This window comes from Thauera butanivorans (assembly GCF_048398245.1).
Classification (GTDB): Bacteria; Pseudomonadota; Gammaproteobacteria; order Burkholderiales; family Rhodocyclaceae; genus Thauera; species Thauera butanivorans.
On the sequence record NZ_CP183038.1, the window covers coordinates 2,045,625 to 2,071,616 of the forward strand.

Below are 25,992 nucleotides of genomic sequence, written 5' to 3' on the forward strand. Positions count from 1 at the left end.
CATCGATGGCGCCCCGACTGCTGCACCAAACGGACGCGCCGGCCGGCGGCACCAGCTGCGCCGCAGAAGCGCCGGCGGCCGACATGTGGCAGCGGCTGCGCCGCGAAGCACACGCGGCTTGCGTCGCGGAGCCGGCGCTGCGCGCCTTCGTCGCCGAAGCCGTGCTGGCGTCGCCGGACTTTTTCACCGCGTTGGCGCACCTGCTGGCCCGCAAGCTGTCCGCCCCGGCGCTGCCGGCGGCGCTGTGGCAAGAGTGCTTCGACACGGCGCGGGCGCTGAACCCCGGCATCGCGGCGGCCGCACAGGAGGACCTGTCCGCGGTGCTGGCGCGCGACCCGGCGGCAGAAAACGCACTGGTGCCGTTCCTGTGCTACAAGGGCTTCCATGCCCTGCAGTGCCACCGCGCCGGCCATGCGCTGTGGGCCGCGGGGCAGCGCCTGTCGGCACGCATGCTGCAGAGCCGGGTGTCGGAAGTGTTCGCGGTGGACATCCATCCGGCGGTAGCGGTCGGCCGCCGCGTCTTCATCGACCACGGCACCGGCATCGTCGTCGGCGAGACTGCGGCGATCGGCGACGACGTCTCGATTCTGCACCAGGTCACGCTGGGCGGCACCGGCAAGGAGCGCGGCGACCGCCATCCCAAGGTCGGCGATGGCGCGCTGCTGTGCGTCGGCGCTATGGTGCTCGGCAATGTCGAGATTGGGCAGGGCGTCAAGGTGGGCGCGGGCAGCGTGGTGTTGCGGCCCGTGCCGCCGGGCGCGACGGTGGTTGGGGTGCCGGCCAGATCCATCGAAGGAAATGCTGAGGCGTGATTTGTGATCGGCATGAGTAGGTAGTAAGCAGGCAATCTTGTCTTGTTCGATCGGCTGTACTAGGATTAGCTTGGCTTTCATTGATAATGAGTTTCATTTACAAAATGAAGATTGAGCCATTCGACGATTCATCTGAAGCGAACGTTCTCGATCCCATACTTGGTGAGAGGATGGTCACGCTTCAGCCGGGGTTGATGGTGTGTCACACCACCGCGAGCGATCTGGCCGCACAGGAGAAGGCCCGGTCTTTTCCCGGGGACTGCGAGTATCTCCATTTCAATTGCCAACTCGCGGGCAGCTTCGAAAGCCGTGTCGGTCCGCATTGCTTGGCGTACTCGCAAGGGGATGTGACACTCGGATTCTCCGCGGGTGAATGTTTCAGCGTCAGGCACTGCGAGCGTTTCCAGAATCTCACGGTGATGGTCACGCTGGATACGCTGCGCGAACTGGCCGGTGAAGAAACCGTCCTGCGCCTGGGTATCGACGATCGTCCGGATTTCTTCGTGCGCCGTGCGGGGATGTGCCGCAAAACGATGCGATCGGGTGCGCAACTGACCTGCCTGATGGGCGAGCGTCCGTGGTCACGTTTGCTGCTCTATTCGGCCACGATGGATTTCCTGCACTGGCATTTGGCTGCATTCGAAGGATGCGAGCACTGCAGGGTCCCGGCGCCGCGCGAGTGCCGGCAGCTCGAGAAAGCCAGAGCGCTGCTGCTGGCAGATCTGAGCATGCCCCCGACGATTGCCGCGCTTGCACAAGCAGTAGGGATGAACCAGTGCAAATTGAAGACGGGTTTCAAGAGTCTCTTCGGTAGCAGTATCTATGCACTCTTCCAGGAAGAGAGGATGAGTCGGGCACGGCAACTGCTGGCCAACCACAATGTGACCGAAACTGCCGTCATGCTGGGCTATTCCAACATCAGCCACTTCAGTGTCGCGTTTCGCAAGCAGTTCGGTTGTTTGCCGAGTCAGAGCCGCCACTACCACTTGGGCGGCGTCGAACCTTGAGCGCTGTGTGTCTGAATCGTATAGCTCCTGCCGTAAGAGGTGATTGTTTCGAGGCTGTTTAGCCGATGCTTGACCTTCTGGAACTCGTCTCGCATCGCTGTACGAGCGTCTTCGCTCCAGTTTTGAAGGGCCTTCAGATACGCGATGATCCCCATTGGAAAATGCAGGGTGAGGCATGAGAAATGCAGGCTAGAATGCGCGCCTGCCGAAAAGCCGGCAGCCCCGTGAGTCCGCATATCCACCGCCGAAAGCCCGAACATGGAAGAGCCGAACCCCTGCATCACCTGCGGCATCTGCTGCACGCATTTCCGCATTTCGTTCTACTGGGCGGAAGCCGATGATGCACCGGGCGGCTTCGTGCCGGCGGGGATGACCGAAAGGCTCAACCACAGCATGCGCTGCATGAAAGGCAGCAACCAGGTGCCGCGGCGTTGCTCGGCCTTGTCGGGTACGGTGGGCGAGCAGGTGTCCTGTACGATCTACGAGAACCGGCCCACGCCCTGCCGCGAGTTTCCGGTGTATTTCGACGATGGCCGGCCAAACCCGAAGTGCGACGAATTGCGCGCCACGATCGGCCTGCCGCCGCTGCCGAACGCTCCGGTGCCGAATTCGCCGCCGCATACGCCGCTGCCGAATGCCGCCTGAACCCGGCGCCTGTGCCGGCGCAGCGTTCCTTGCCGGCCGCGGATGCGCGCCTCAGCCGTGCGCCAAGGGCCGGATACGGCCATGCAGCGTGTCGAGGCGGGCAAGCAGTTCATCGGCAACGGTCTCGCCGATCGCCGCCACACCGGCATAGATGGCGCCTTCGTTGCCGTCGAGCGTGACCGTGTCGCCCTCGCGCAGTTCGCGGCCCGCCACGGTCACGGTACGCGCGGCCGTGTCTATCTGCAGCGCCTCGCATCCCACCAGGCAGACCTTGCCGAACTGGCGGGCGACGACCGCGGCATGCGAGGTACGCGCCCCGCGCCGGGTCAGCAGGCCCTCGGCCAGATCCAGCGCGGCGATGTCGCGCGTTTCGGCATCGTTGCGCACGAGGATGACCGGCGCGCCGGCTGCGTGGCGGGCGCGGGCGCGTGTCTCGTCGAGTGCGATTTCGCCCCAGGCCACGCCGCTGGCCGCGCTCGGGGCATGCGCGAGCGGTTCGGCACGGGTGCCGTCCGCGGCCGCGACGTGGCGCCGGGTGAGGGCGCGGGCGTCCAGCGTGCGGGTGCGTTCGCGGGCGGTGTCGGCATCGATCACGCCTTCATCGTGCAGGTCGAGCGCGATGCGCGCCGAGGCCAGCGCGGTGCGCTTGCCATCGCGTGTCTGCAGCAGGTGGAGCTGGCCTTGCTGCACGGTGAACTCGAATTCCTGCATGTCGCCGAAGGTGCGCTCCAGGCGCGCGACCGCCGTCAGCAGCGCTTGCCATATGCCAGGCGCGACCGTCGCCAGCGCTTCGTGGCCCAGCGCGTTGCGCCGGCCGCTGACAACGTCTTCGCCCTGTGCATTGAAGAGAAAGTCCACCCATGGGCGGGGCTCGCCGCTGCTCGGGTCGCGGGTGAAGCCGACGCCCGCGCCCGACAGGCCGCCGGCGTTGCCGAACACCATGCGCTGCACGGTCACCGCCGTGCCGATGCCGTGATCCAGGCCGTGCAGCGTGCGGTAGGTATGCGCCTTGTCGCCCTGCCACGACGCGAACACGGCTGCGATCGCTTGCCGCAGTTGTTCATGCGCATCCTGCGGGAAGGCCTCGCCGGCCTCGCGCCGGTAGGTTTCGAGATGCAGGCCGGCGAGGTCGCGCAGCGCGGCGAAATCCAGCGAGCGTTCGTCGGCCGCGCCGCGCACGGCATCGAGATCGGCTTCGAAATGGGCGGCATCGATGCCCGCGACGATTTCGCCATAGCCGCAGATCAGGCGCCGATAGGCGTCCCAGGCGAGCCTGGGATGGCCGGTGACGCGGACCAGGCCGCCGAGCGTGGCATCGGTGAGCCCGATGTTCAGCAAGGTTTCCATCATCCCCGGCATCGACACCGGCGCGCCGGAGCGCACCGACAGCAGCAGCGGGTGGCGGGGGTCGCCCAGACCGAGTCCGCTGAGTTGTTCGAGCCTTGCCAGCGCGGCTTGCCAGTCCGTGGAATCGAGCGACGCCGCATTGGCGCACCAGCCGGTACCGATCACGAAGGCCGGCGGCACCGGCAGGCCGAGCGCCGCCATGCGCGCGAGGTTCCAGGCCTTGAAGCCGAGCGCCGCGGGGCCGCAATCCGCCGGCAGCGGTGCGTCGGCATGGATCAGGCGGATGATGCGGCGGTCCTCGCCGGCCGCGGGGAGGGGGTTTGCTGCCGTGTTCCGTTCCGTGAATCCGTTCACTGCGTCACTCTCCTGGCGAAAGCTCATTCGCCCACGCCGGCGCGGCTGAAGGCGAGCCGGCGCAGGCCGTAGCTGGTCGCCAGCAGCCAGTCGGTGGCGGATTCCAGCGCCTGCGCGAAATCGGTGCTCAGGTTCAGCGTCGCCGCGTCGCTGATATGTTCGGCCAGTGCGCGGCGCACGTCGCGCAGCAGCACGTCGCACTGCCGCTCGGCATTGAGCACCCGCCACAGCGCGGCGACGAATTCCTCGTGGTCTTCCGCGCTGCTGTCCTCGCCGAAGCGGCGGCCGATTTCCAGCGCGCGGACGTGATCCTGCACCGCCCCGAACACCGCGTCGGCGAGCAACTGCATGGTCTGGTGCACTTCGCCGCGCCAGCCCTGGTGGTGATTGGCCGCGATCAGCGACAGCAGGAAGGCGGCTTCCTCGAGGGCGTCGGCGACGTCGTCCGCGCTTTCCACCAGTTCGGCGAGCGCCTGCCAGCGCGGGCGGGCTTCGGCGCGGCTGCGCGCATCCATGACCAGTTGGTCGGCACGGTATTCCCAGTCCTTGGCGCGCTCGGAGAATTCGCGTGCGGCCTTGCGGTTGCGTTCGTGGCCGTGGGCGAGGCTGTCGCGCAGCCCTTCGGCCAGCGCATGGCAGTAGGCGGCATGCTCGGCGAGCAGGTCGAATTCGTCGTGCCGCTGCAGGTAGCGCACCAGCAGCAGCCGGGCGTCGTCGGCCACCAGCGCCAGCGGCTGGCGCTGGCGCATGATCGTGGCCGCCCGCCCCATCACATCGAGGACGAAGGCGCGCGCCTTGTCGCTGCCCATGGCCGTGTCGAGACGGTCGCCGATACGGAAGTACTCCGGCCCGAGCGCCTGCATGGCGCCGAACACGAGTTTCTCGCCGCCCGCGGCGAGCCAGGCCATGTGGCCGATGCGCCGTTGCGCCGCCTCGGTCAGGATCGCCACCGCGTCGGCCTTGGTGACGAACTGTTCGAGTCGCTTGCGCGCCCGGTTCCAGTCGATCAGGAACACGATGCGCGCGCCGATGCCTTCCAGCGTCGCGAGCAGGGCCGCCTCGCCGGCGCAGTCGAAGGTGGCCGTTCCGACATAATAGGTGGCACCGAAGTTGAAGCCGGCGCTGGTCAGCGCCTGCGGTTCGCTCCAACTCGCGCCCACCTCGCCCAGCATGGACTGGAAGAAGGCGAAGCGGCGTCGATGCAGGTCGGAATAGGTGAGGCTGATCCGCAGGCCTTCGACCTGGATGACGAGCACGTGCGCATCATTGGTGCCGATGTCGTTCTGCAGCAGCAGGCGCGGTCCGTCGCGCGTGGCGGCGGTGTCGAGTCCGGGGTGGTCGAGCTTGAGCGCGCGCGTCTGGTTGAGTCCGCGCATGAAGGCCGCCACGCGGTCGCGGTCGGCTTCGTCGATCTGCCATACGTGGGCGCCGTCGATGTTCTCGCTGGACAATTCGGCGGCGAGGCGGTTGATGGCCTTGTGCAGATCCATGACCAGCAGGTGCACGCTGTCTTCCTTGCCCCGCTTGCCGCTGGTCAGCGCATTCAGGTCGTCGGCCGAGAGCGTATCGGCGCTCAACTGGTCGAGCCAGGCGCACCAGTGACCGACGCGGGCGTCGAATTCGGCCACGCCTTCCAGCGGCCGTGCCATGACACGCAGATCTTCGGTGAGCAGTTCGCGCAGGCGCGGCAACTCGGGGACGTGAAGCAGCTTGCCTTCGCGGTAGGCGTTCGCCGGCAGTTCGGCGAGCCAGGCCGCCTTGACGCCGGCCGCGGCGGATTCGCGCGACAGGTCCAGTATCGGTCCGTCGCCGCGCGATGCGCGGTCGTATGCCGCCTGCAGCACGCTCATGTACAGCTTCAGGCGGTCATTCGCGGCCAGCGCCGCACGCACCCTCGTCGGTTTCAAAAGTTCCGCCTGACCCAGGACGGCGACGGCTTCGGCCTTTTCCATTGGACCCTCCGCATGAGTACGGCCGATTGTCCGCTTCGAATGTGACAGGCGCGTCACATCGCGGCAGGCCGTGGCGGTGCGGCAGATTCAGCGGCGCGGGCGTGTGGCGGCCGTCAGTCGGGAAAGCCCACGGTGGCCAGCACGGCGAGCGGCCCTTCGGTGCGCAGGCGTTCGATCTGCGAGGGCGAGCGTACGAACAGCGAGCCGGCATAGCCGAGCGAGTTGATCGATATGTCCTGCCATTCTTCCAGCCGGCGGGGTACCACCAGCAGCCAGTCGCGGCTGACGAGCAGGTTGTAGGGCGGCATCGGGTCGGCCGCCGGCGGCAGGGAAACGGCGCGGCAGGCGGTGGCGAAGGCGTCCTGCAAGGTCTGGCCGGCAGCAGCGGGATTGCACCAGTCGATGCCGGCCAGGCTGACGAAGGCGTGCTGCCAGGGCAGGGCGGCGTTGTACTGGGCGATGCCGGGCATGTCGTAGCGCAACGATCGGCTGAAAGCGGCAAAGCCGTCGTCGGCGCGCAGGGCCGAGTCCGGCACCCATTGCAGATGCTTGTGTGCCTGGCTGGCGCCGGCGATGCGGCCGCCGTTGTAGAAGCCGAGCCCGCCCTGCGGGCCGAGAATCGTCGCCAGGGCGCGGAAATCGGTTGCGCTGAGCGGCGCCGTCTGGGCCTCGAAGGCACGTGTCACGATCAGCAGATGATGATCGATGACCGGAAACTTGTTCAGCACGACGATGTGTCCGTCACCGAGGCTGGTGACGGTCAGCGCCGGCTCGGGCGGCAGGAAGGGGTTGAAGTCGGTGCGGCGCGTGCTGATGCTGGCGACGCGGGCCTGGTCCTTGAGCGCGAGCGAGGACACCCAGCGGACCGAGAAACTCAATTCGCCTTGGGTGATCAGCGTGCTTTCGGTCCTGATCGGTTGCAGCGCGCCGGTTGCGAGGGCGTTGCGGATGGTCTGTGCGGACAGGTCGAGCAAGGCGTCGCTGCGGCAGTCGAGCGGTGCGGTGGATTGAAAACTGGTCATGGGGCGGCGGTACAGGCGACAATGCCGCATTCTGACATGAGCGGACGCAGGCCCGGGCGGGCCGGCGCCGCCCGGCCTTGGTGGAGTTTTTCATGAGCATTTCCTTTGCCGTGCGCGGCGAGCACATCCAGCTCGATCAATTGCTGAAAGCCGCCGCGCTGGTGGGTTCGGGCGGCGTCGCCCATGCGGCGGTCGAGGCGGGCGAGGTCATGGTCGACGGCAAGGTGGAGAGCCGCAAGCGCGCCAAGCTGCGTCCCGGCCAGCGGGTGCAGTTCGGCGGCGAGGAAATCGTCCTGGTTGCCGGCGAGGACGTGAGCTGAACGGCGTGTGAATGGTGGATGGCGCCGGGTGGATGGCGCCGGCGCAGGCCTCAGGGGAGCTGCGGCTTCGTCCGCTTCGTGCCCTGCCGTGACAGCTTGCGCCAGATCCAGCCGCCCGGCAGGTCTTCGCCGCTCAGCAGCCAGGCGAGCGTGTGCTCGTAGGCGATGTTGAGCGCAAAGGCATCGCGGGCGCGGCGCCTGCCGGCCAGCAGCAACGCGTCTCCCGGCCTGAGTGCGGTGTCGGGCGGCGGCATCAGCAGATGGTCGTCGTCGTCGCGTTCGAGATAGAGGACTTCGCAGTCGAGCCGGGTGCCGGGGTCCGTGGCCGAGCGCAGCACCTGGTCCAGCGTGATGGTTTCGCCGCGCATCAGGCGCTGATGCAGGGCAGGGGCGCGGCTCAGGTTGACGCGCTCGCTCCAGACTTCCGGCACTTTCCAGCCGAAGCGCCCGGTCAGGCGTTCGAGCTGTTCGGCACACCAGCCGTCGCCGTGGCCCTGGATGTCGCGCAGGAAAGGCTCCAGCAGCGGCGTGGCGAGAATGGCGAGGCATTCGTGGGCGATGATCTCGCTCGGCACGACGGTGATGTCCGATTCGAAGGTGTCGAACAATACCTGGTTCACCTGGAGGTTCTGGCGCAGGATCACGAACAGTTCGGGGTTCAACTGCCGCGCGGTGACCGCGATCGACAGGTTGTCGATGTCCGAGCTGGTGGCGGCGACGATGCCGGTGGCCTGCTGCACGCCGGCTGCGAGCAGGGTTCCGGCGCCGCTGCCGTCGCCCTGTATCCAGCGATGCGCGCCATCCGGCGGTTCGCTGCGGTCGATGATCGTGACCGGCAGCGATTCGGCGTCCATCGCATCGACCATCCAGTGGCCGAAGCGGCCGTGTCCGCAGACGATCCAGGCGCCGCGCGGCGGGCTGCGGCGGCGCTCGACGGCGGTGCCGGGCAGGCCGGTCAGCCAGGCCAGCAGTTGCGAGGTGGCCGGTGCGTGCAGCGCGGTGGAGAGCGTCGCGGAAAAGCGTTCGAAGGGGTTGATGATGTGCCGCGTACCGAAGGAGGCCATGTTGGCCGAGGTCGAGCGGTGTTCCGCGCGGCACAGCGCGGGCAGCTTCGGTGCCATCAGCCGGGTCGCGATGGCGATGGCGAGGTTGGTGGCGTCGTCGTTGGTCAGCGCGATGACGCCGGCGCAATGGGGATGGGTGAGGCCGGCGTCGCGCAGCACTTCGGGATTCGAGGCGTCGGCGCAGAGCGCGGGCACGTCGGCCGAGAAGCTGCGCAGGCCGATTTCGCCCACCCGGGTTTCGTCGATCTCGACGACGACCGCGCGCAGCCGCATGCGGTCGAGCGCGCCGCAGATCAGGCGGCCGGTCTCGCCGTAGCCGCAGACGAGGTAGAAGGGTTCGCGCAGGCGGCGCACTGCGCGTACGAAACGCTGGGTGGCGATCGCCTGCTGCAGGCTGCGGTCCGACAGCACGGCGAACAGCGTGCCGAGCGTGTAGGCCCAGCCGATCACCGACATGTAGATGCAGGCCATCACCCACAGCCGCTGCTGCTCGGAAAAGCTGTGAGGGACTTCGCCGAAGCCGATGGTGGTGGCGGTGTAGCTCATGAAGTACAGCGCGTGGAAGAAGCTCAGGTAAGTGGTCCGGCCGTCTTCGCCGACGCCCGGCACCAGCGTGAGGCCGAGCACCGACACCGCCATGATGGCGATGAGCAGGATCAGCGGCGCGCGCAGGCGCCGCAGGATCAGCAGGAAGATGCCGTGGTGCCGCGCCAGCGGCTGCGCCCCCTTCATCGCACCGGATCAGCGCCGCTGCATGATCGTTTCGGCGATCAGGATCACCACCGAAACGAGGTTGGCGAGCAGCGCACCGCCCGACAGCGACACCACGTTGGCGGTTGCGGTGGCAGTGAGTCCGGCGCCGGAGACGTGGGCGGCATAGCCCCACACCATCGCCGCGGCGATCAGCTGCAGGTCGGCCACCAGGCTGGTGGCGAGATGGACGGCGCCGATCTGGGTGCGGTCGCCGAACTTGAGCACCGTCGCGATCAGGCTCACCACCAGCGCGGCGAACAGCTCATAGACGTCGTGATGCGCGGGATTGTCGATCTCGCCGACGAAGAAGCCGAAATTGAGCGTCGCGGCGAGCAGGATGAAGAAGCCGAAGATGACTTTCTCGAGGTTCATTGCCGTGCTTCTCCTTCGGCAGTGCCGCCGTCGATGTCGCCATCGACGTAGTACCAGAGGCCGTCTTCGCGGACGAAGCGGCTGTTTTCGTGCAGGCGCCGGGCGCGGCCGCCGACGCGGTAGCGGGCGAGGAACTCGACCTGCGCGTTGTTGCCGTCGGGCTGGCCGCGGGACAGGACCTTCAGGCCGATCCATTTCGGCGCCGGATCTTCGTCCAGGTCGAGCGTCGCCGGGCGGGTGCTGTCGTGCCAGGTGCGCAGCAGATAGGCGGCATCGCGCCGGGTGAAGGCGGTGTAGCGCGAGCGCATCAGGGCTTCGGCGGTGGCGGCGGTGCTTTCGCCGGCGAGCAGCGGGCCGCAGCAGCGCGCGAAAGGCAGGCCCGATTCACAGGGGCAGGGCGTCGTTTTCATCGGCTCGGGATGCTATACCTCGGTCAAGGCCGCCATTCTGCTCCAAGGTGCCGGCAGGGAGTAGAATTGCGGCGCCTTTCATGCGGATACGATGTCTTTCTGCTGCGGTGCACCGCCAGTCTTATAAAAGACATATAATCCGTTCCGATCCGCGCGGGTGATCCTCGCGCGGGGCCCCGATCACCGCCACGAAAAGTGAGGAACTCACCGTGCTTGAAGCCTACCGTGCCCATGTCGCCGAACGCGCCGCTCTCGGTATCCCCCCGCTGCCGCTGAACAAGCAGCAGGTCACCGAACTGGTCGCCCTGCTCAAGAACCCCCCCGCCGGCGAGGAAGACTTCCTCGTCGAGCTGCTGACCTATCGTGTGCCGGCCGGCGTGGATGACGCCGCCAAGGTCAAGGCCGAGTTCCTGGCCAAGGTCGCCAAGGGCGAAGAGGCCTGTGGCCTGGTGTCGCGCGCCAAGGCCACCGAACTGCTCGGCACCATGCTGGGTGGCTTCAACATCAAGCCGATGATCGACCTGCTGGGCGACGCCGAAGTCGGCGCGGTCGCCGCCGAGGGCCTGAAGAAGACCCTGCTGATGTTCGACTACTTCCACGACGTCAAGGAACTGGCGGAGCAGGGCAACGCCAACGCCAAGGCCGTGATGCAGTCCTGGGCCGACGCCGAGTGGTTCACCAGCCGCCCGGAAGTCCCCGCCTCGCAAAAGCTGACCGTGTTCAAGGTCACCGGCGAAACCAACACCGACGACCTGTCGCCGGCGCCGGACGCCTGGTCGCGCCCCGACATCCCGCTGCACGCGCTGGCGATGCTGAAGAACCCGCGCCCCGGCATCGAGCCGGAAGAAGCCGGCGTGCGCGGCCCGGTCAAGTTCCTCGAAGAACTGAAGGCCAAGGGCAATCTGGTGGCCTACGTCGGCGACGTGGTCGGCACCGGCTCCTCGCGCAAATCCGCCACCAACTCGGTGCTGTGGTTCACCGGCGAGGACATCCCCTACGTGCCGAACAAGCGCTTCGGCGGCGTGTGCCTGGGCTCCAAGATCGCCCCGATCTTCTTCAACACCATGGAAGACGCCGGCGCGCTGCCGATCGAGATCGACGCCGGCCAGATGGACATGGGCGACGAGATCGAGCTGACGGTCGACCAGGCCAGCGGCAAGGTCACCGCGCTGAAGAACGGCGCCGTGATCGCCGAATCGCAGCTCAAGACGCTGGTGATCCTCGACGAAGTGCGTGCCGGCGGCCGCATTCCGCTGATCATCGGCCGCGGCCTCACCACCAAGGCGCGCGAAGCCCTGGGCCTGCCGCCGTCGACGCTGTTCCGCCTGCCGCAGGCGCCGGCCGATTCCGGCAAAGGCTTCTCGCTGGCGCAGAAGATGGTCGGCCGCGCCTGCGGCCTGCCGGAAGGCCAGGGCATCCGCCCGGGCACCTACTGCGAGCCCAAGATGACCACCGTCGGCTCGCAGGACACTACCGGCCCGATGACCCGCGACGAACTCAAGGATCTCGCCTGCCTCGGCTTCTCGGCCGACCTGGTGATGCAGTCCTTCTGCCACACCGCCGCCTATCCGAAGCTGGTCGACGTCAAGATGCACCGCGAGCTGCCGAGCTTCATCAGCACCCGCGGCGGCGTCAGCCTGCGCCCGGGCGACGGCGTGATCCACTCCTGGCTCAACCGCCTGCTGCTGCCCGACACCGTCGGCACCGGCGGCGACTCGCACACCCGCTTCCCGATCGGCATCTCCTTCCCGGCCGGCTCCGGCCTGGTGGCCTTCGCCGCCGCCACCGGCGTGATGCCGCTCGACATGCCCGAATCGGTGCTGGTGCGCTTCAAGGGCACGCTGCAGCCGGGCGTCACGCTGCGCGACCTGGTCAACGCGATTCCGCTGTACGCGATCAAGCAGGGTCTGCTGACGGTCGAGAAGAAGGGCAAGAAGAACATCTTCTCCGGCCGCATCCTCGAGATCGAAGGCCTGCCCGACCTGAAGGTGGAACAGGCTTTCGAGCTCACCGACGCCTCGGCCGAACGTTCGGCTGCCGGCTGCACGGTGCATCTGAACAAGGCGCCGATCGTCGAGTACATGAACTCGAACATCACGCTGATGAAGTGGATGATCGCCAACGGCTACGAGGACGCCCGCACTTTGCGCCGCCGCATCAAGGCGATGGAAGACTGGATCGCCAGCGGCGAGCTGCTGAAGGGCGATGCCGATGCCGAGTACGCCGCGGTCATCGACATCGACCTGGCCGACATCAAGGAGCCGATCGTTGCCTGCCCGAACGACCCGGACGACGTCAAGTTCCTGTCCGAGGTCGCCGGCGACAAGATCGACGAAGTCTTCATCGGCTCGTGCATGACCAACATCGGCCACTTCCGCGCTGCCGGCAAGGTGCTGGACGGCAAGACCGACATCCCGACCCGCCTGTGGATCGCGCCGCCGACCAAGATGGACGCGATGATCCTCAACGAGGAAGGCTACTACGGCGTGCTCGGCAAGTCCGGCGCCCGCATGGAGATGCCGGGGTGCTCGCTGTGCATGGGCAACCAGGCGCAGATCCGCAAGGGCAGCACCGCGATGTCGACCTCGACGCGCAACTTCCCCAACCGCCTCGGCATCGACACCCGGGTGTATCTGGGTTCGGCCGAGCTGGCGGCGGTGTGCGCGCTGATGGGCAAGATCCCGACCGTGCAGGAGTACATGGCGCAGGTCGAGATCGTCAATCAGAAGGCAGCCGACATCTACCGCTACATGAACTTCGACCAGATCGAGGAATTCCGCGCGGTGGCCGATACCATCGAGGTGTAAGGCAGGGACGCAGGGCGGGCGTGAGCCCGTCCGCTGAGCGCAAGGCCCCCGTCCGGTTTCGTACTGGCGGGGGCTTCGTACTGGCGGGGGCTAATGAGATGGTCAGCCCGATCCCCGCTCAGCGGCTACGCTGAACGGGGATTGTTCTTTTCGGAGGCCATTATCATGAATGCGGTGACGTTGATCGGGATCGACCTGGGCAAGCACTGCTTCCACCTTCATGCTCAGGACGAGAAGGGGCGGATGGTATTCCGCAAGAAGGTGTCGCGCAGCCAGATGCTGACGATGCTGGGCAACTTTCCCGCCTGCCGCGTCGTGATGGAAGCGTGCGCCGGTGCGCACTGGATCGCGCGTCGGTTGGGCGGCATGGGACATGAGACGCGGCTGATCTCGCCGCAGTTCGTCAAGCCCTTCGTGCAAGGCAACAAGAATGACTTCGCCGACGCCCAGGCGATCTGCGAGGCGGCGAGTCGGCCGAGCATGCGCTTCGTGCGTCCGCGCACCGAGACCCAGCAGACCATCTCGGCGCTGCACCGGGTACGTGAAGCCCTGGTACGCGAACGCACGTCCACGACGAACCAGATTCACGCCTTCCTGCTGGAGTTCGGCATCGGTTTGCCCAAGGGCGCAGCCATCATCAAGCGCCTGCCGGCGGTGCTGGCCGAGCACGAGACACAACTGCCGCCGCGCCTGATCGCACTCATCGAGCGGCTGCGTGCCCACTTCAAGTATCTGGACGAGCAGATCAAGCAGGTCGAGCAGGAACTGACGCAACAACTGCGCGAGGACGATCGCGGCCAGCGGTTGCTGGAAATTCCCGGCATCGGGCCGATCACGGCCAGCGTGCTCGCCACCGAGCTGGGCGATGCCAGGCAGTTCGCCAACGCGCGCCAGTTCGCCGCCTCCGTCGGGCTGGTGCCGCGCCAGTACAGCACCGGCGGCAAGCCCACGCTGTTGGGCATCAGCAAACGCGGGGACAAGAACCTGCGACGGCTCCTCGTGCAGTGCGCTCGCGCGTTGATGCAACGCATTCAGAAGCGCACCGACGCCTTGGGCCAATGGACCCGCGCCATGCTCACCCGACGCCACTCGAATGTCGTCGCCTGCGCACTGGCCAATAAATTGGCGAGGATCGCCTGGGCCATCCTCGCCAACGGAACGCACTATCAGTGTCGCCAGCCTGTGGCAGCAGGCTGATGACTCGCGCCACCAATGAACCTGTAGTCACCCACCGGGTTTTGCGACGGTAGATCACGTGATGACGTAAACGGCTCAACGGCCTGGCAACGAACCTGACATAAAAAACAGCGATCACACGCTGAGGGGCTTTTGAGGATTGCCAGGCGCGGCTCTCATCAAGGAGCGGGGAGTCCCCTCCCCAACACGACTCCGAATAGATTTGCGCAAGCCCAATTTACGCCTGAACTCCTCTGCCTTGCGAAAATCGGGCTGACCATAATGTTCCAGGAGCCGCGAGTGAGGTATGGATGAAAGTCGAGCGCATGGAGTTGCTGCTGGATCTCTGCCGGCCATGATCTTGCTACCGAGTCTCGTGGTCGCGAGTACCCGGTTCAGGTGCAGGTTCGCAGTTCGTGAACTGCGAACCTGGGCATTGCCCGTGCTTCAATCCCCCGATTGGGCATTCACCGGTCCGAACTCCAGCGGCACCCACTCATAAGCCTCACCTTCGGCGCGGACATGGCCGATGCCCGGGAAAGGCAGGTGCATGCCGCCGACCAGCAGTTTTTCCTCTGCCGAGCGGGCGAAGATCTGCTTGCGTGTCGCCACTGCCGCTTCGCTGTCCACGTCGAATTCGATTGCGACCTCGGGCTGGGCGAACTGCACCGCGTGGTTATGCACGATGTCGCCCCAGATCAGCAGCTTGCGCTCGCCGCTGCCGACGAGGTAGCCGCTGTGGCCCGGCGTGTGGCCGGGCGCGGCGACGCTGGCAATGCCGGGCACGATGTCGCGGTCGGTACCGAAGGTCTGCCAGCGGCCGCTGGCACGATAGGGCGCGGCGGCGTCACGGGCCATCTTGAAGAAGGGCTGGACCTCCTGCGCGGCCTTGGCGGCGGCTTCTTCGTCCAGCCAGAAGTCGTTGTCGGCCTGGGCCGACCAGATTTCGGCGTTGGCGAACACCGCCTTGCCGTCGGCGTCGATGAGGCCGTTGATGTGGTCGCCGTGCAGGTGGGTCAGCAGCACGACATCGACCTGGGCGGGATCGTAGCCGGCGGCGCGCAGATTGCCGGCGACGTGGCCGAGCGAGGGGCCGAACAGGTGGGCGGCGCCGGCATCGACCAGCACCAGCTTGTCACCGGTGTTGATCAGGTAGGCATTGACGGCGGTCTGCACTTTCGGCGCTTGCAGGAAGTGGCGCGCGAGCAGGCGGTCGCGGTCTTCGTCGCGCAGGTTCTTCAGCAGCCCGGTGTCGATCTCGATGGCGCCGTCGTACAGCGCGGTGACTTCGATGTCGCCGAGCATCATCCGGTAGTAACCGGGCACCTGGGTCTGGACCTGGGGGGCGGCCGCCGTGGCGAAGCCGGCGCCGGTGGCGATCAGCACTGCGGCGGCGCAGTGCAGCAGCGGGCGGAGCAGGCGGGATGGCGTGTTTTTCTGCATGGGATTCCTCCATCGGGGTTCGAGCGCCGAGTATCCCATAGGCGTGCAAGCGCGCGGCGCCCGTTCAAGCGCTGGCCAGCTCCCAGGCTTCGGCGAGGATCTCGAAGGAGCGGCAGCGGGTGGCGTGATCGAAGATCTGGGCCGTGACGATCAGTTCGTCGGCGCCGGTTTCGGCGATCAGTCGTTCCAGGCCGCGGCGCACGGTGTCGACGCTGCCGACCGCCGAGCAGGCGGTGGCTTCGTCGGCGTATCGCCGTTCTGCCGGCGTCCAGCCCTGTTCCTCATCCGGCTCAGGCGGCTGCAGCAGGCCGCGATCGCCGCGGGCGATGCCGGCGAAGCGGTTGCGCAGCGAACTGAACAGGAGCCGGGCTTCGTCGTCGGTGTCGGCGGCGATGGCGTTGGCACCGACCATGACGTAGGGGCGTTCGAGCGCCGCCGAGGGCCGGAAGCGGCTGCGGTACAGGTCCACCGCGCGCAGCAGGAAGCGCGGCGCGAAGTGCGATGCGAAGGCAAAGGGCAGGCCGAGGTGGGCGGCCAGTTCGGCGCTGAAGAGGCTGGAGCCGAGCAGCCAGATCGGCACCTCCAGGCCGGCGCCGGGCACGGCCTGTACTTTCTGGCCGGGCTGGGCCGGCTTGAAGTAGCTCTGCAGTTCCAGCACGTCCTGCGGGAAAGTCTCGTCGCTGTTGCCCAGGTTGCGGCGCAGTGCGCGTGCCGTCGTCTGGTCGGTGCCGGGCGCGCGGCCGAGGCCGAGGTCGATGCGGCCGGGGAACAGGGCTTCGAGGGTGCCGAACTGTTCGGCAATCACCAGCGGGGCGTGGTTGGGCAGCATGATGCCGCCGGCACCGACCCGGATGCGCCGGGTGTGCGCGGCGACGTGGCCTATGACGACCGCGGTGGCGGCGCTGGCGATGCCCGCCATGTTGTGGTGTTCGGCCAGCCAGTAGCGGTTGTAGCCGCTGCGGTCGGCGAGCCGGGCGAGCTCGCGCGTGTTGCGCAGTGCGTCGGCGGCGGTGCTGCCGGACGTGACGGGGGCGAGATCGAGGACCGAGAGCGGGATGGGAGAGCGGGGCATGGGGCTGCTGCTAGAATCGCGGCCTTTCATTACGCCACAGCCGCCGATGACTGCCAAGCCGATCGACGTGGTGATCCTGACCGAGGATCGTTACGTGCACCCCGACCCCGACGATTGGTATCAGGCGCAGATCGCTCGCGAGGACGGCCTGGTGGCTGAAGCGCTGCAGGCACAGGGCCTCAGCGTGGCGCGGCGTTCCTGGGCCGATCCGACGATGGACTGGCGCGCATGCGGCAGCCTGCTGTTCCGCACGACCTGGGATTATTTCGACCGCTTCGCCGAGTTCTCGCGCTGGCTGGACGCGGTGTCGGCGCAGACGCGCCTGTTCAACGACGCCGGCCTGATCCGCTGGAACGTCGACAAGCATTATCTGGCCGACCTGGCGGCACGTGGCGTGGCGATCGCGCCGACGTGCTTCGTCGAGCGCGGCGAGGCGATGACGCTGGCGTCGATCATGGCGGCGCAGGGCTGGGACGAGATCGTCTTCAAGCCGGCGGTGTCGGGTGCGGCGCGGCTGACCTGCCGTGTGGATCGGGCTTCGCTGGCCGGGCACGAACCGGTCTTCGCCCGCTGCGTGGCGCAGGAGGCGATGCTGGTGCAGCGCTTCGAGCCGGCCATCCTCGCCGACGGCGAGCTGTCGCTGATCGTGATCGACGGCCGCTGCACCCATGCCATCCGCAAGACCGCGCGTGCGGGGGATTTTCGTGTGCAGGACGATCATGGCGGTACGGTGCACTCGCACGCGCCGTCAGCGGACGAGCGTGCCTTCGCCGAGGCCGCGGTCGCTGCCTGCCCGTCCTTGCCGCTGTATGCGCGGGTGGATTTCGTGCGCGACGGCGGCGGCTTCCGGCTGATGGAGCTCGAGATGATCGAGCCCGAGCTGTTCTTCCGCTTCGATCCGCCGGCGGCAGAGACGCTGGCCGCGGTGCTGGCCAAAAAGCTGCGCGGGGTTCGCGCGTGAGCTCTCCAGCCATCCTGCACCAGGGCCTGGCGGAAGAAAGCGGGCCGCCTGCGCAGCTTTTCGGCCGGCCGAAGAGCGAGCGCCTGCGCGTTCCTGTCCGGCAACCTCAAGCAGGCAGGCGGCGCAGCCGGAGCGCGACCGCGCCGGTCCCGAGCACGCAGATCCCCTGCAGCGCGGCGAGGCCGGGCCAGTGTCCGGCCGTCCACGCGGTGCCGGCGAGGCTGCCGATGACGCTGGCGCCGAGGTAGTAGCTCGACAGGTAGAGCGCCGAGGCCAGTGCGCGCCGCTCGCCCGCGCGCCGTCCCACCCAGCCGCTGGCGAGGGCGTGCCGGCCTCGAGATGCGTGGAGCCGGCAGCGCCCGGCACCTTGCTGGGAGCTTGCATGGACGTGATCGGAATGCTCGTGCTGCGGCGGACTCAGGCGGCAAAGAAACGCTGACGTGCCTCGCCCGGCAACTCCATGCCGGTATTGCGCGCACGCTGCAGCAGTTCCCAGTAATAGCGGTAGGAGGCGCGGTCGTGCAGCCGTCCGCCATGCTGGATCGGCCCCCAGTCGGCATCCTGGGCGGCGATCAGGATCTCGGCGGCTTCCTCGACTTCGGAGAAGTCCGGCTGCATCGCGGCGACGATCGGCAGGATCTGGTTGGGGTGGATGCTCCACATGCGCAGGTAGCCGAATTCGCGGCGTGCGCGCTCGGCGTCGTGGCGGATGACGGCGACGTCCTGCAGTTCGGTGGTGACGTTGTGCGAGGGCACGACGCCGTTGGCGAGCGCGGCGGCGGAGATTTCGGTCTTGGCGCGGGTGACCAGCGGGTGCTCGAACTGGCCCGGGCTCTTCATCGCGCTGCCGGGAATGGCGCCGTGGTGGCCGGAGACGAAATCCATCAGGCCGAAGTCGAGCGATTCGACGCCGTCGAGGGCGGCGATCTCCCAGGCTTCGCGCAGCGCACCGTGGGTTTCGATCAGCACGTGCACCGGCAGTGCGCGCACGCTGCCGCAGGCGGCCTCGATGCGGCGCAGCTCCTCGATCTGGGCGGCGGCATCGGCGGCCGAGCGGACCTTGGGCAGGGTGATGAAAGCCAGCCGCTGGCCGGCGCCGCGCACCAGGATGTCGAGATCCTGCATCCAGTGCGGGTGGGTGATGTCGTGGATGCGCGCGCCGACGCGGCCGAAGTGGTTCTCGGCGCCGTTCACCACGCCCACCACCATGCGTGCGTGCTCGGCTTCGGCGCCTGCGCGTGCGCCGTCCTCGCAGTCGCAGGTGATGTCGAACACCGGGCCGAGCTCCTGCTGCAGCTTGAGTGCCTTGAGCATCAGCTTCTCGGCGCCGGCGTAGTGGTCGACCGCGGGCAGGGCGGGGAAGGGCTTTTCGCCGGCGAACAGGACATCGGCAGGGTGCAGGCGCATGCGGGTTCTCCTCGAAGGCGGCACGGGAAACAAAAAGGGCCACGGATTCTACCCCGCGGCCCGGTGCAGACGCGGCCCGCAGGCCGCGTTGCGGTCTTACTTCAGCATGTCGGCAACGGCGGCACGCTCTTCTTCGAGTTCCTTCAGCGTGGCGTTGATCTTGCCTTGCGAGTACTCGTCGATCTCCAGGCCCTGGATGATCTTGAACTGGCCGTTCCTGGCTTCGCAGGGGAAGCCGAACACGACGCCTTCGGGGATGCCGTAGGAGCCGTCCGACGGCACGCCCATGGTGACCCAGTCGTCCGAGCCCAGCACCCAGTCGCGCACGTGGTCGATGGCGGCGTTGGCGGCCGAGGCAGCCGAGGACAGGCCACGGGCTTCGATGATGGCGGCGCCGCGCTTGCCGACGGTGGGCAGGAAGACGTCGTTGTTCCAGGCGTGGTCGTTGATCAGCGCCTTGACGCTGTCGCCGTTCGATTCGCAGAAGCGGTAGTCGGCGTACATCGACGGCGAGTGGTTGCCCCACACGACCATCTTCTTCAGCGACGACACCGGGCGGCCCGACTTGGCTGCCAGTTGCGACAGTGCGCGGTTGTGGTCCAGGCGCAGCATGCCGTGGTAGTTGTTCGGGTTGGTGCGGCCGACCTTGATCGCGGCCGAACGGGCGATGTAGGCGTTGGTGTTGCAGGGGTTGCCGACGACCAGCACGCGCACGTCTTCCTTGGCGTTTTCGGCGATGGCCTTGCCCTGCACGGTGAAGATCGCGCCGTTGGCGGTCAGCAGGTCGGCACGTTCCATGCCGGGGCCGCGCGGACGGGCGCCGACCAGCAGGCAGACGTCGGCGTCCTTGAAGGCGACGTTGGGGTCGTCGGTGGCGATCATGCCGGCCAGCAGCGGGAAGGCGCAGTCTTCCAGCTCCATCATCACACCCTTCACGGCCTTCTGGGCCTGGGGCAGGTCGAGCAATTGCAGGATCACGGGCTGGTCCTTGCCCAGCATTTCACCGCTGGCGATGCGGAACAGCAGGCTGTAGCCGATCTGGCCGGCGGCGCCGGTGACTGCGACGCGCATGGGGGCTTTGCTCATGTGAATACTCCCTCTATAAAGAAGACGGTCTGTGATGGCGGTATCGAGAATTCGTGCCCCGGCTGCATGGGGCGTGGATTCCGGCGCATCATGCCGGACATTCGCGTCGCACGCATCAGGGGCGCGGGAATACTAAGAAGAAATGCCGGAGCTGTCAAATCATGTCTTTTATCTTATATAAGACATAAGACGAGGTATGGACGACTTGTATTTTTTGTGCTCAAATGCGCGCATGTCACGGGAAGCTCCTACTTTCAGCCCGCTTTACCGCCAGATCAAGACCCTGATTCTTCAGGCTCTCGAGTCCGGTGAGTGGCGGCCTGGCCAGGCGATTCCGAGCGAGCAGGAGCTGGCGGCGCGCTTCAGCGTGTCGCAGGGCACCGTTCGCAAGGCGATCGATGAAATGGCTGCCGAGAACCTGCTCGTCCGCAAGCAGGGGAAGGGCACTTACGTTGCCTCGCACAATGATCCGAGGGCCCTGTTCCGTTTCCTGCGCCTGGTGCCGATGGATGGCGATCTGTCGCAGCCGCAGAGCGTACCGCTGGACTGCTGGCGGGCCAAGGCCGGCCAGGAAGCCTCGCGCATGCTGGGCATCGAGCCCGGGGTGCCGATCATCATCGTCCGCCGGTTGCTGAAGTTCTCGACCAAACCGGTGGTGATCGACGAAATCTATCTGCCCGGGGAAATCTTCCAGGGGCTGACTTCGGAAGTGCTGCAGGACTGGAACGGTTCCCTGTACAGCCTGTTCGAGACCCGTTTCGGTCTGCGCATGATCCGGGCGCAGGAACGCATCCGTGCCGTTGCCGCCGACCGCAATGCCAGCGAGGCGCTGAAGGTCGCCGAAGGCACGCCGCTGTTGTCGGTCGAGAGGGTCACCTACACCTACGGCGACAAGCCGGTCGAATGGCGGCGCGGCCTCTATTCGACGGCCGAGCACTTTTATCTGAATGAGTTGAATTGACGTAATGACGCACCGGGCGAGGGCGCTATAATTACTGATTACGTATAACGGTGTACGTATTTTCGAAGTCGACGGCGGATCTTTCGTCGTACATGTAGAGGGGAGTCTTCATGTCAGAAGTGACTGTACACAAACAGCGGCCGAAGCATCTGGCCGTGAATCAGATCCGGCTGCCGCTGCCGGGTATCGTCTCGATCCTTCACCGGATCAGCGGCGCGGGCCTGTTCCTGCTGCTGCCTTTCCTGCTGTATCTGCTCGATCGCAGCCTCGGCTCGCCCGAGACCTTCGAGACCTTCAGCGCAGTGGTGGGGCACCCGCTGGCCAAGCTGCTGCTGCTGGGTCTGCTGTGGGCCTACATGCACCACTTCTGTGCCGGCATCCGCTTCCTGCTGCTCGACCTGCACAAGGGAACGGAACTTCAGGCCGCGCGCAATTCGTCGCGCATCGTTCTGATCGTGAGCATCGCGCTCACCGTGATCATCGGGGTGAAACTATGGTGAGGCGTCAACCTGTCGGTGCGCACTACGGTCTGAAGGACTGGATCGCGCAGCGTGCCACTGCGGTCTTCATGGCCATCTACACGATCATCTTCGCGGTCTGTACGCTGACTCTGTCAGAGTTCAGCTATGAGGCCTGGAGCGGCCTGTTCTCCAGCGGCCCCTTCCGCTTCCTGAGCTTCCTGTTCTTCCTGTCGCTGTTCTACCACGCCTGGATCGGCGTGCGCGACATCTGGATGGATTACGTCAAGCCGGACGGCCTGCGCCTGTCGCTGCATCTCGTCACTCTCTTCCTGCTCGTCGGCTATGCCGGCTGGGCGGCCCAGATTCTTTGGAGGCTGTAAGCGTGAACGTCGCCAAGCGTACCTTTGATGCAGTCATCGTCGGCGCGGGTGGTGCTGGCCTGCGCGCTGCCCTGCAACTGTCCGAAGCCGGCCTGAAGACGGCCGTGCTGACCAAGGTCTTTCCGACGCGCTCGCACACGGTTGCGGCGCAGGGCGGTGTGGCCGCCTCGCTGGGAAACACCACCGAGGACAACTGGCACTGGCACATGTACGACACCGTGAAGGGGTCGGACTGGCTGGGTGACCAGGACGCCATCGAATTCATGGTCAAGAAGGCCAACGAGGTCGTCATCGAACTCGAACACTATGGCATGCCCTTCGACCGTACCGACAACGGCAAGATCTACCAGCGCCCCTTCGGCGGCCACTCGATGAACTACGGCCAGGCGCCGGTGATGCGCTCCTGTGCAGCCGCCGATCGTACCGGCCACGCCATGCTGCATGCGCTGTACCAGCGCAACGTGCGCGCCAACACCCAGTTCTTCGTCGAATGGAATGCGCTCGACCTGATCCGCAACAGCGAAGGCGACGTGCTCGGCGTCACCGCGATCGAGATGGAAACCGGCGAAGTCTCGATCTTCCACGCCAAGGCGACGATCTTCGCCACCGGCGGTGCGGGCCGCATCTTCTACAGCTCCACCAACGCCTTCATCAATACCGGTGACGGCCTGGGCATGGCGGCGCGTGCCGGCATCCCGCTGGAAGACATGGAGTTCTGGCAGTTCCACCCGACCGGCGTGGCCGGCGCGGGCGTGCTGATCACCGAAGGCGTGCGCGGCGAAGGCGGCATCCTGCGCAACGACTCCGGCGAGCGCTTCATGGAGCGCTACGCGCCCAACCTGAAGGATCTGGCCTCGCGCGACGTGGTGTCGCGCTCGATGGTGACCGAGATCAACGAAGGTCGCGGTTGCGGTCCGGACAAGGACCACGTGCTGCTCGACATCACCCACCTGTCGCCCGAGACCATCATGAAGCGCCTGCCCGGCATTCGCGAGATCTCGATCCAGTTCGCCGGTGTGGACCCGATCAAGGCGCCGATCCCGGTCGTGCCGACCTGCCACTACCAGATGGGCGGCATCCCGACCAACTACAAGGGCCAGGTCGTGGTGCCGAAGGACGGCAACCCGAACGTGCCGGTGCAGGGTTTCTACGCTGCCGGCGAGTGCGCCTGCGCCTCGGTGCACGGCGCCAACCGCCTGGGCACGAACTCGCTGCTCGACCTGCTGGTGTTCGGCAAGTCCGCCGGCGAGACCGTGGTCGAGGACTTCCAGTCCGGCAACCTGACGCTGAAGCCGTTGCCCGACGACGCCGCCGACATGTCGCTGGCGCGCATCGCCCGTCTGGAAAACCAGAAGAACGGTACCGACGTGCATGAAGTGCGTCTGGCCATGCAGCGCACGATGCAGAAGCACGCCGGCGTGTTCCGCTTCAACGAATTGCTGACCGAAGGCGTCACCCGCATCCTCGAAGTGGCCGAGCAGTCGCTGCACACCGAGATCGGCGACAAGTCCAAGGTGTGGAACACCGCCCGCACCGAGGCGCTGGAACTGGACAACCTGATCGAAGTCGCCAAGGCGACCATGATCTCGGCCGAGGCGCGCAAGGAATCGCGCGGCGCCCACGTCCGCGACGACGCACCGGACACGGCAGAGAACCCCAACGGCCGCGACGACAAGAACTGGCTCAAGCACACGCTGTGGTACCGCGACGGCAACCGCCTCGACTACAAGCCGGTGAACCTGAAGCCGCTGTCCGACGACGTGGAACCCATCGCGCTCGCCAAGCGCACCTATTGAGCGCGGGAGAACAAACGACATGAGCAAGCGTACCGTTCACTTCAAGATCTATCGCTACGATCCGGACAAGGACGAGAAGCCCTACATGCAGGACATCTCGGTCGAGCTGGAAGCTTCCGACAAGAAGCTGCTCGACGCCATGGTCCGCCTCAAGACCAAGGACGACACCTTGTCGTTCCGCCGTTCCTGCCGCGAAGGCGTGTGCGGTTCGGACGCGATGAACATCAACGGCAAGAATGGTCTGGCCTGCCTGACCGACGTCGACAGCCTGCAGCAGCCGATCACGCTGCGCCCGCTGCCCGGCCTGCCGGTCATCCGCGACCTGATCGTCGACATGACGCAGTTCTTCAAGCAGTACCACTCGATCAAGCCCTACCTGGTCAACAACGACCCGCCGCCCGAGCGCGAACGCCTGCAGTCGCCGGACGACCGCGAGGAGCTCAACGGCCTGTACGAGTGCATCCTGTGCGCCTGCTGCTCGACGTCCTGCCCGTCGTTCTGGTGGAACCCGGACAAGTTCGTCGGCCCGGCCGGCCTGCTTGCCGCCTACCGCTTCCTGGCCGACACCCGTGACCAGGACACCAATGCGCGTCTCGACAACCTCGAAGATCCGTACCGCCTGTTCCGCTGCCACTCCATCATGAACTGTGTCGACGTCTGTCCGAAGGGTCTGAATCCGACCCGCGCGATCGGCAAGATCAAGGATATGATGGTCCGCCGTGCGGTCTGAGGACGAGGTTGGCATATGAGCATCAACAGGGGGCGTGTCCGCTGGCAGTGTCGTCGGGCCTTGCTCGAGCTCGATCTCGTGTTCGAGCGCTTCCTGGAGCGGCATTTCGATCGTCTCGGCGACGATCAGATCGCGGATCTGGACGACCTGCTGCGTTGTGAGGACCACGACCTCTGGGCCATGGTCAATGGCAGCAAGGCATGTGAGACGGACCGCTGGAAGGAGATGATCGGTCTGCTGCGTCAGCCCTGACGCAGCAGACAGGATCACGATACGACAAGCAGTTAAACCGGCTAGTAGAAGGGACGATCTATGAGCACTGAACGCACTGCAACGCTGACCGTCGATGGCAAGACCGTCGAATTTCCGGTGATGACCGGCACCCATGGCCCGGATGTCATCGACATCCGCACCCTGGGCGGCAAGACCGGCCTGTTCACCTACGACTCGGGCTTCCTGTCGACTGCGAGTTGCAAGTCGAACATCACCTTCATCGATGGCGACAAGGGCGAACTGCTGTATCGCGGCTATCCGATCGAGCAACTGGCCGAGAAATGCAATTTCCTCGAAGTCGCCTACCTGCTGAAGAACGGCGAACTGCCGAATGCCGGGCAGAAAGCGGATTTCGAGACCACGATCAAGCGGCACACCATGCTGCACGACCAGATGACGAAGTTCTACTCGGGTTTCCGCCGCGATGCGCACCCGATGGCGGTCATGGTCGGCGTCGTCGGCGCGCTGTCGGCCTTCTACCACGAGGCGCTGGACTTCTCCGACGCCGAGCACCGCAGCATCTCGATCAACCGCCTGATCGCCAAGCTGCCGACGATCGTCGCGATGGCCTACAAGTACAACAAGGGCGAGCCCTTCATGTACCCGCGCAACGACCTCGACTACACCGCCAACTTCATGCACATGATGTTCGGCACGCCGTGCGAGAAGTACGAGCCGAACCCGGTGCTGGTGCGCGCGCTCGACGTCATCTTCACGCTGCATGCCGACCACGAGCAGAACGCCTCCACCTCCACGGTGCGTCTGGCCGGCTCTTCCGGTGCCAACCCCTTCGCCTGCATCTCGGCCGGCATCGCCTGCCTGTGGGGTCCGGCGCATGGCGGCGCCAACGAAGCCTGCCTGAACATGCTGGAAGAGATCGGCGACGTCTCGCGCGTCAACGAATACATCGCGCGCGCCAAGGACAAGAACGACAGCTTCAAGCTGATGGGCTTCGGCCACCGCGTCTACAAGAACTTCGATCCGCGTGCGACCTTGATGCGCAAGGTCTGCAACGAAGTGCTGGCCGAACTCGGCCTTGAAAACGATCGTCTGTTCAAGCTGGCGATGGAGCTGGAAAAGATCGCGCTGGAAGACGAGTACTTCGTCGAGAAGAAGCTCTACCCGAACGTCGACTTCTACTCGGGCATCGTGCAGAAGGCGCTGGGCATCCCGACTTCCATGTTCACCTGCATCTTCGCCCTGGCGCGGACGGTGGGATGGATCACCCAGTGGGAAGAAATGATCACCGATCCGGAATACAAGATCGGCCGCCCGCGCCAGCTCTACACCGGCGCGGCGCGGCGCGACGTTCCGGCGATCGCACAGCGTCCGTAAGAGACGATGGAGAGGGGAGGGAGACATCGCCGAACCTGACGAACAG

General features: G+C 66.3%; 24 protein-coding genes and 1 pseudogene. 14 read left to right on the top strand and 11 right to left on the bottom strand.

What is annotated here, in order from left to right:
* The first annotated feature begins 5 nt into the window (after window positions 1-5).
* The 3 genes from cysE (at window position 6) to ACNQFN_RS09850 (ending at window position 2,464) form a co-directional block, all read left to right on the top strand.
* Window positions 6-812, top strand: coding sequence for a serine O-acetyltransferase (gene cysE, locus ACNQFN_RS09840; protein ID WP_418648694.1), 807 nt, complete (start codon window positions 6-8; stop codon window positions 810-812).
* Window positions 813-916: 104 nt separating this feature from the next.
* Window positions 917-1,819, top strand: a complete 903-nt coding sequence (locus ACNQFN_RS09845; RefSeq protein WP_418648695.1) for a helix-turn-helix transcriptional regulator — start codon at window positions 917-919, stop codon at window positions 1,817-1,819.
* Between the two features lie 258 nt (window positions 1,820-2,077).
* Window positions 2,078-2,464: a YkgJ family cysteine cluster protein gene (locus ACNQFN_RS09850; RefSeq protein WP_418648696.1), complete on the top strand. Its 387-nt coding sequence runs from the start codon at window positions 2,078-2,080 to the stop codon at window positions 2,462-2,464.
* A gap of 51 nt (window positions 2,465-2,515) precedes the next feature.
* Here the strand turns inward: ACNQFN_RS09850 and ACNQFN_RS09855 are convergent, their stop codons facing one another.
* The 3 genes from ACNQFN_RS09855 to ACNQFN_RS09865 form a co-directional block, all read right to left on the bottom strand.
* Window positions 2,516-4,165 carry a PEP/pyruvate-binding domain-containing protein gene (locus ACNQFN_RS09855; protein ID WP_418648697.1) on the bottom strand — a complete coding sequence of 550 codons (1,650 nt, stop codon included), beginning with the start codon at window positions 4,163-4,165 and terminating at the stop codon, window positions 2,516-2,518.
* A 23-nt stretch (window positions 4,166-4,188) separates the two neighbouring features.
* A complete protein-coding gene (locus tag ACNQFN_RS09860) occupies window positions 4,189-6,117 on the bottom strand; it encodes a DUF47 family protein (protein ID WP_418648698.1) in 1,929 nt (642 codons plus the stop codon).
* Between the two features lie 113 nt (window positions 6,118-6,230).
* Window positions 6,231-7,139: an ATP adenylyltransferase family protein gene (locus ACNQFN_RS09865; RefSeq protein ID WP_418648699.1), complete on the bottom strand. Its 909-nt coding sequence runs from the start codon at window positions 7,137-7,139 to the stop codon at window positions 6,231-6,233.
* A gap of 92 nt (window positions 7,140-7,231) precedes the next feature.
* Here ACNQFN_RS09865 and ACNQFN_RS09870 point away from each other — a divergent pair, with 92 nt between their 5' ends.
* Window positions 7,232-7,459, top strand: a complete 228-nt coding sequence (locus ACNQFN_RS09870) for an RNA-binding S4 domain-containing protein (RefSeq protein WP_418648700.1) — start codon at window positions 7,232-7,234, stop codon at window positions 7,457-7,459.
* A 50-nt stretch (window positions 7,460-7,509) separates the two neighbouring features.
* Here the strand turns inward: ACNQFN_RS09870 and ACNQFN_RS09875 are convergent, their stop codons facing one another.
* Genes ACNQFN_RS09875 through ACNQFN_RS09885 form a run of 3 tightly spaced genes read right to left on the bottom strand, consistent with a single transcriptional unit; the run spans window position 7,510 to window position 10,058 of the window.
* On the bottom strand, window positions 7,510-9,255 hold the full coding sequence (locus ACNQFN_RS09875; protein WP_068637651.1) for a potassium channel family protein: 1,746 nt from the start codon (window positions 9,253-9,255) through the stop codon (window positions 7,510-7,512).
* A 9-nt stretch (window positions 9,256-9,264) separates the two neighbouring features.
* Window positions 9,265-9,648 (bottom strand): DUF6394 family protein, encoded by a 384-nt coding sequence (locus tag ACNQFN_RS09880; RefSeq protein ID WP_068637653.1) that lies wholly within the window; start codon window positions 9,646-9,648, stop codon window positions 9,265-9,267.
* Entirely contained in the window at window positions 9,645-10,058 is a 414-nt protein-coding gene (locus ACNQFN_RS09885) for a YchJ family protein (RefSeq protein WP_068637655.1), read from the bottom strand. Before ACNQFN_RS09885 ends, ACNQFN_RS09880 begins: the two co-directional genes overlap by 4 nt.
* Before the next feature lie 209 nt (window positions 10,059-10,267).
* Here ACNQFN_RS09885 and acnB point away from each other — a divergent pair, with 209 nt between their 5' ends.
* Both acnB and ACNQFN_RS09895 read left to right on the top strand, forming a co-directional pair.
* Window positions 10,268-12,865 (top strand): bifunctional aconitate hydratase 2/2-methylisocitrate dehydratase, encoded by a 2,598-nt coding sequence (gene acnB / locus ACNQFN_RS09890; RefSeq protein ID WP_068637657.1) that lies wholly within the window; start codon window positions 10,268-10,270, stop codon window positions 12,863-12,865.
* Window positions 12,866-13,030: 165 nt separating this feature from the next.
* Window positions 13,031-14,062, top strand: coding sequence for an IS110 family transposase (locus ACNQFN_RS09895; RefSeq protein ID WP_418646625.1), 1,032 nt, complete (start codon window positions 13,031-13,033; stop codon window positions 14,060-14,062).
* A gap of 426 nt (window positions 14,063-14,488) precedes the next feature.
* Here the strand turns inward: ACNQFN_RS09895 and ACNQFN_RS09900 are convergent, their stop codons facing one another.
* Both ACNQFN_RS09900 and ACNQFN_RS09905 read right to left on the bottom strand, forming a co-directional pair.
* The gene (locus ACNQFN_RS09900; protein WP_418648701.1) at window positions 14,489-15,484 is read right to left on the bottom strand and encodes an MBL fold metallo-hydrolase; all 996 of its coding nucleotides are present in this window, start codon (window positions 15,482-15,484) and stop codon (window positions 14,489-14,491) included.
* A 64-nt stretch (window positions 15,485-15,548) separates the two neighbouring features.
* Complete coding sequence (locus ACNQFN_RS09905; RefSeq protein WP_418648702.1) at window positions 15,549-16,556, bottom strand: LLM class flavin-dependent oxidoreductase; 1,008 nt, start codon at window positions 16,554-16,556, stop codon at window positions 15,549-15,551.
* A gap of 46 nt (window positions 16,557-16,602) precedes the next feature.
* Here ACNQFN_RS09905 and ACNQFN_RS09910 point away from each other — a divergent pair, with 46 nt between their 5' ends.
* A complete protein-coding gene (locus ACNQFN_RS09910; protein WP_418648703.1) occupies window positions 16,603-17,517 on the top strand; it encodes an ATP-grasp domain-containing protein in 915 nt (304 codons plus the stop codon).
* Between the two features lie 106 nt (window positions 17,518-17,623).
* On the opposite strand, the pseudogene ACNQFN_RS09915 reads toward ACNQFN_RS09910, so the two are convergent.
* The 3 genes and pseudogenes from ACNQFN_RS09915 to ACNQFN_RS09925 all read right to left on the bottom strand — a co-directional run.
* Window positions 17,624-17,845, bottom strand: a pseudogene (locus ACNQFN_RS09915) (MFS transporter); the annotation flags it as partial.
* Window positions 17,846-17,934: 89 nt separating this feature from the next.
* Window positions 17,935-18,924: an HpcH/HpaI aldolase/citrate lyase family protein gene (locus ACNQFN_RS09920; RefSeq protein WP_068636602.1), complete on the bottom strand. Its 990-nt coding sequence runs from the start codon at window positions 18,922-18,924 to the stop codon at window positions 17,935-17,937.
* A 96-nt stretch (window positions 18,925-19,020) separates the two neighbouring features.
* A complete protein-coding gene (locus ACNQFN_RS09925; protein WP_068636601.1) occupies window positions 19,021-20,010 on the bottom strand; it encodes a malate dehydrogenase in 990 nt (329 codons plus the stop codon).
* A 232-nt stretch (window positions 20,011-20,242) separates the two neighbouring features.
* On the opposite strand from ACNQFN_RS09925, the gene ACNQFN_RS09930 reads away from it, so the two are divergent.
* The 7 genes from ACNQFN_RS09930 to gltA all read left to right on the top strand — a co-directional run bounded on the left by ACNQFN_RS09930 (window position 20,243) and on the right by gltA (window position 25,946).
* Window positions 20,243-20,971, top strand: coding sequence for a GntR family transcriptional regulator (locus tag ACNQFN_RS09930; protein WP_418648704.1), 729 nt, complete (start codon window positions 20,243-20,245; stop codon window positions 20,969-20,971).
* Between the two features lie 110 nt (window positions 20,972-21,081).
* A complete protein-coding gene (gene sdhC / locus ACNQFN_RS09935) occupies window positions 21,082-21,471 on the top strand; it encodes a succinate dehydrogenase, cytochrome b556 subunit (protein WP_068636599.1) in 390 nt (129 codons plus the stop codon).
* Complete coding sequence (gene sdhD / locus ACNQFN_RS09940; RefSeq protein WP_418648705.1) at window positions 21,465-21,812, top strand: succinate dehydrogenase, hydrophobic membrane anchor protein; 348 nt, start codon at window positions 21,465-21,467, stop codon at window positions 21,810-21,812. Before sdhC ends, sdhD begins: the two co-directional genes overlap by 7 nt.
* 2 nt (window positions 21,813-21,814) lie before the next feature.
* Window positions 21,815-23,608: a succinate dehydrogenase flavoprotein subunit gene (gene sdhA, locus ACNQFN_RS09945; protein ID WP_068636597.1), complete on the top strand. Its 1,794-nt coding sequence runs from the start codon at window positions 21,815-21,817 to the stop codon at window positions 23,606-23,608.
* Window positions 23,609-23,627: 19 nt separating this feature from the next.
* A complete protein-coding gene (locus ACNQFN_RS09950; protein ID WP_068636596.1) occupies window positions 23,628-24,338 on the top strand; it encodes a succinate dehydrogenase iron-sulfur subunit in 711 nt (236 codons plus the stop codon).
* A gap of 15 nt (window positions 24,339-24,353) precedes the next feature.
* Window positions 24,354-24,590, top strand: coding sequence for a succinate dehydrogenase assembly factor 2 (locus ACNQFN_RS09955; RefSeq protein WP_068636595.1), 237 nt, complete (start codon window positions 24,354-24,356; stop codon window positions 24,588-24,590).
* A 60-nt stretch (window positions 24,591-24,650) separates the two neighbouring features.
* Window positions 24,651-25,946, top strand: coding sequence for a citrate synthase (gltA, locus tag ACNQFN_RS09960; protein ID WP_068636594.1), 1,296 nt, complete (start codon window positions 24,651-24,653; stop codon window positions 25,944-25,946).
* Window positions 25,947-25,992 lie beyond the last annotated feature (46 nt).

Coding starts and splice junctions, on each gene's coding strand:
- cysE (WP_418648694.1), top strand. CDS start 6: ATGGCGCCCCGACTGCTGCACCAAACGGACGCGCCGGCCGGCGGCACC.
- ACNQFN_RS09845 (WP_418648695.1), top strand. CDS start 917: ATGAAGATTGAGCCATTCGACGATTCATCTGAAGCGAACGTTCTCGAT.
- ACNQFN_RS09850 (WP_418648696.1), top strand. CDS start 2,078: ATGGAAGAGCCGAACCCCTGCATCACCTGCGGCATCTGCTGCACGCAT.
- ACNQFN_RS09860 (WP_418648698.1), bottom strand. CDS start 6,117: ATGGAAAAGGCCGAAGCCGTCGCCGTCCTGGGTCAGGCGGAACTTTTG.
- ACNQFN_RS09865 (WP_418648699.1), bottom strand. CDS start 7,139: ATGACCAGTTTTCAATCCACCGCACCGCTCGACTGCCGCAGCGACGCC.
- ACNQFN_RS09870 (WP_418648700.1), top strand. CDS start 7,232: ATGAGCATTTCCTTTGCCGTGCGCGGCGAGCACATCCAGCTCGATCAA.
- ACNQFN_RS09875 (WP_068637651.1), bottom strand. CDS start 9,255: ATGAAGGGGGCGCAGCCGCTGGCGCGGCACCACGGCATCTTCCTGCTG.
- ACNQFN_RS09880 (WP_068637653.1), bottom strand. CDS start 9,648: ATGAACCTCGAGAAAGTCATCTTCGGCTTCTTCATCCTGCTCGCCGCG.
- ACNQFN_RS09885 (WP_068637655.1), bottom strand. CDS start 10,058: ATGAAAACGACGCCCTGCCCCTGTGAATCGGGCCTGCCTTTCGCGCGC.
- ACNQFN_RS09895 (WP_418646625.1), top strand. CDS start 13,031: ATGAATGCGGTGACGTTGATCGGGATCGACCTGGGCAAGCACTGCTTC.
- ACNQFN_RS09900 (WP_418648701.1), bottom strand. CDS start 15,484: ATGCAGAAAAACACGCCATCCCGCCTGCTCCGCCCGCTGCTGCACTGC.
- ACNQFN_RS09905 (WP_418648702.1), bottom strand. CDS start 16,556: ATGCCCCGCTCTCCCATCCCGCTCTCGGTCCTCGATCTCGCCCCCGTC.
- ACNQFN_RS09910 (WP_418648703.1), top strand. CDS start 16,603: ATGACTGCCAAGCCGATCGACGTGGTGATCCTGACCGAGGATCGTTAC.
- ACNQFN_RS09920 (WP_068636602.1), bottom strand. CDS start 18,924: ATGCGCCTGCACCCTGCCGATGTCCTGTTCGCCGGCGAAAAGCCCTTC.
- ACNQFN_RS09925 (WP_068636601.1), bottom strand. CDS start 20,010: ATGAGCAAAGCCCCCATGCGCGTCGCAGTCACCGGCGCCGCCGGCCAG.
- ACNQFN_RS09930 (WP_418648704.1), top strand. CDS start 20,243: ATGTCACGGGAAGCTCCTACTTTCAGCCCGCTTTACCGCCAGATCAAG.
- sdhC (WP_068636599.1), top strand. CDS start 21,082: ATGTCAGAAGTGACTGTACACAAACAGCGGCCGAAGCATCTGGCCGTG.
- sdhD (WP_418648705.1), top strand. CDS start 21,465: ATGGTGAGGCGTCAACCTGTCGGTGCGCACTACGGTCTGAAGGACTGG.
- ACNQFN_RS09950 (WP_068636596.1), top strand. CDS start 23,628: ATGAGCAAGCGTACCGTTCACTTCAAGATCTATCGCTACGATCCGGAC.
- ACNQFN_RS09955 (WP_068636595.1), top strand. CDS start 24,354: ATGAGCATCAACAGGGGGCGTGTCCGCTGGCAGTGTCGTCGGGCCTTG.
- gltA (WP_068636594.1), top strand. CDS start 24,651: ATGAGCACTGAACGCACTGCAACGCTGACCGTCGATGGCAAGACCGTC.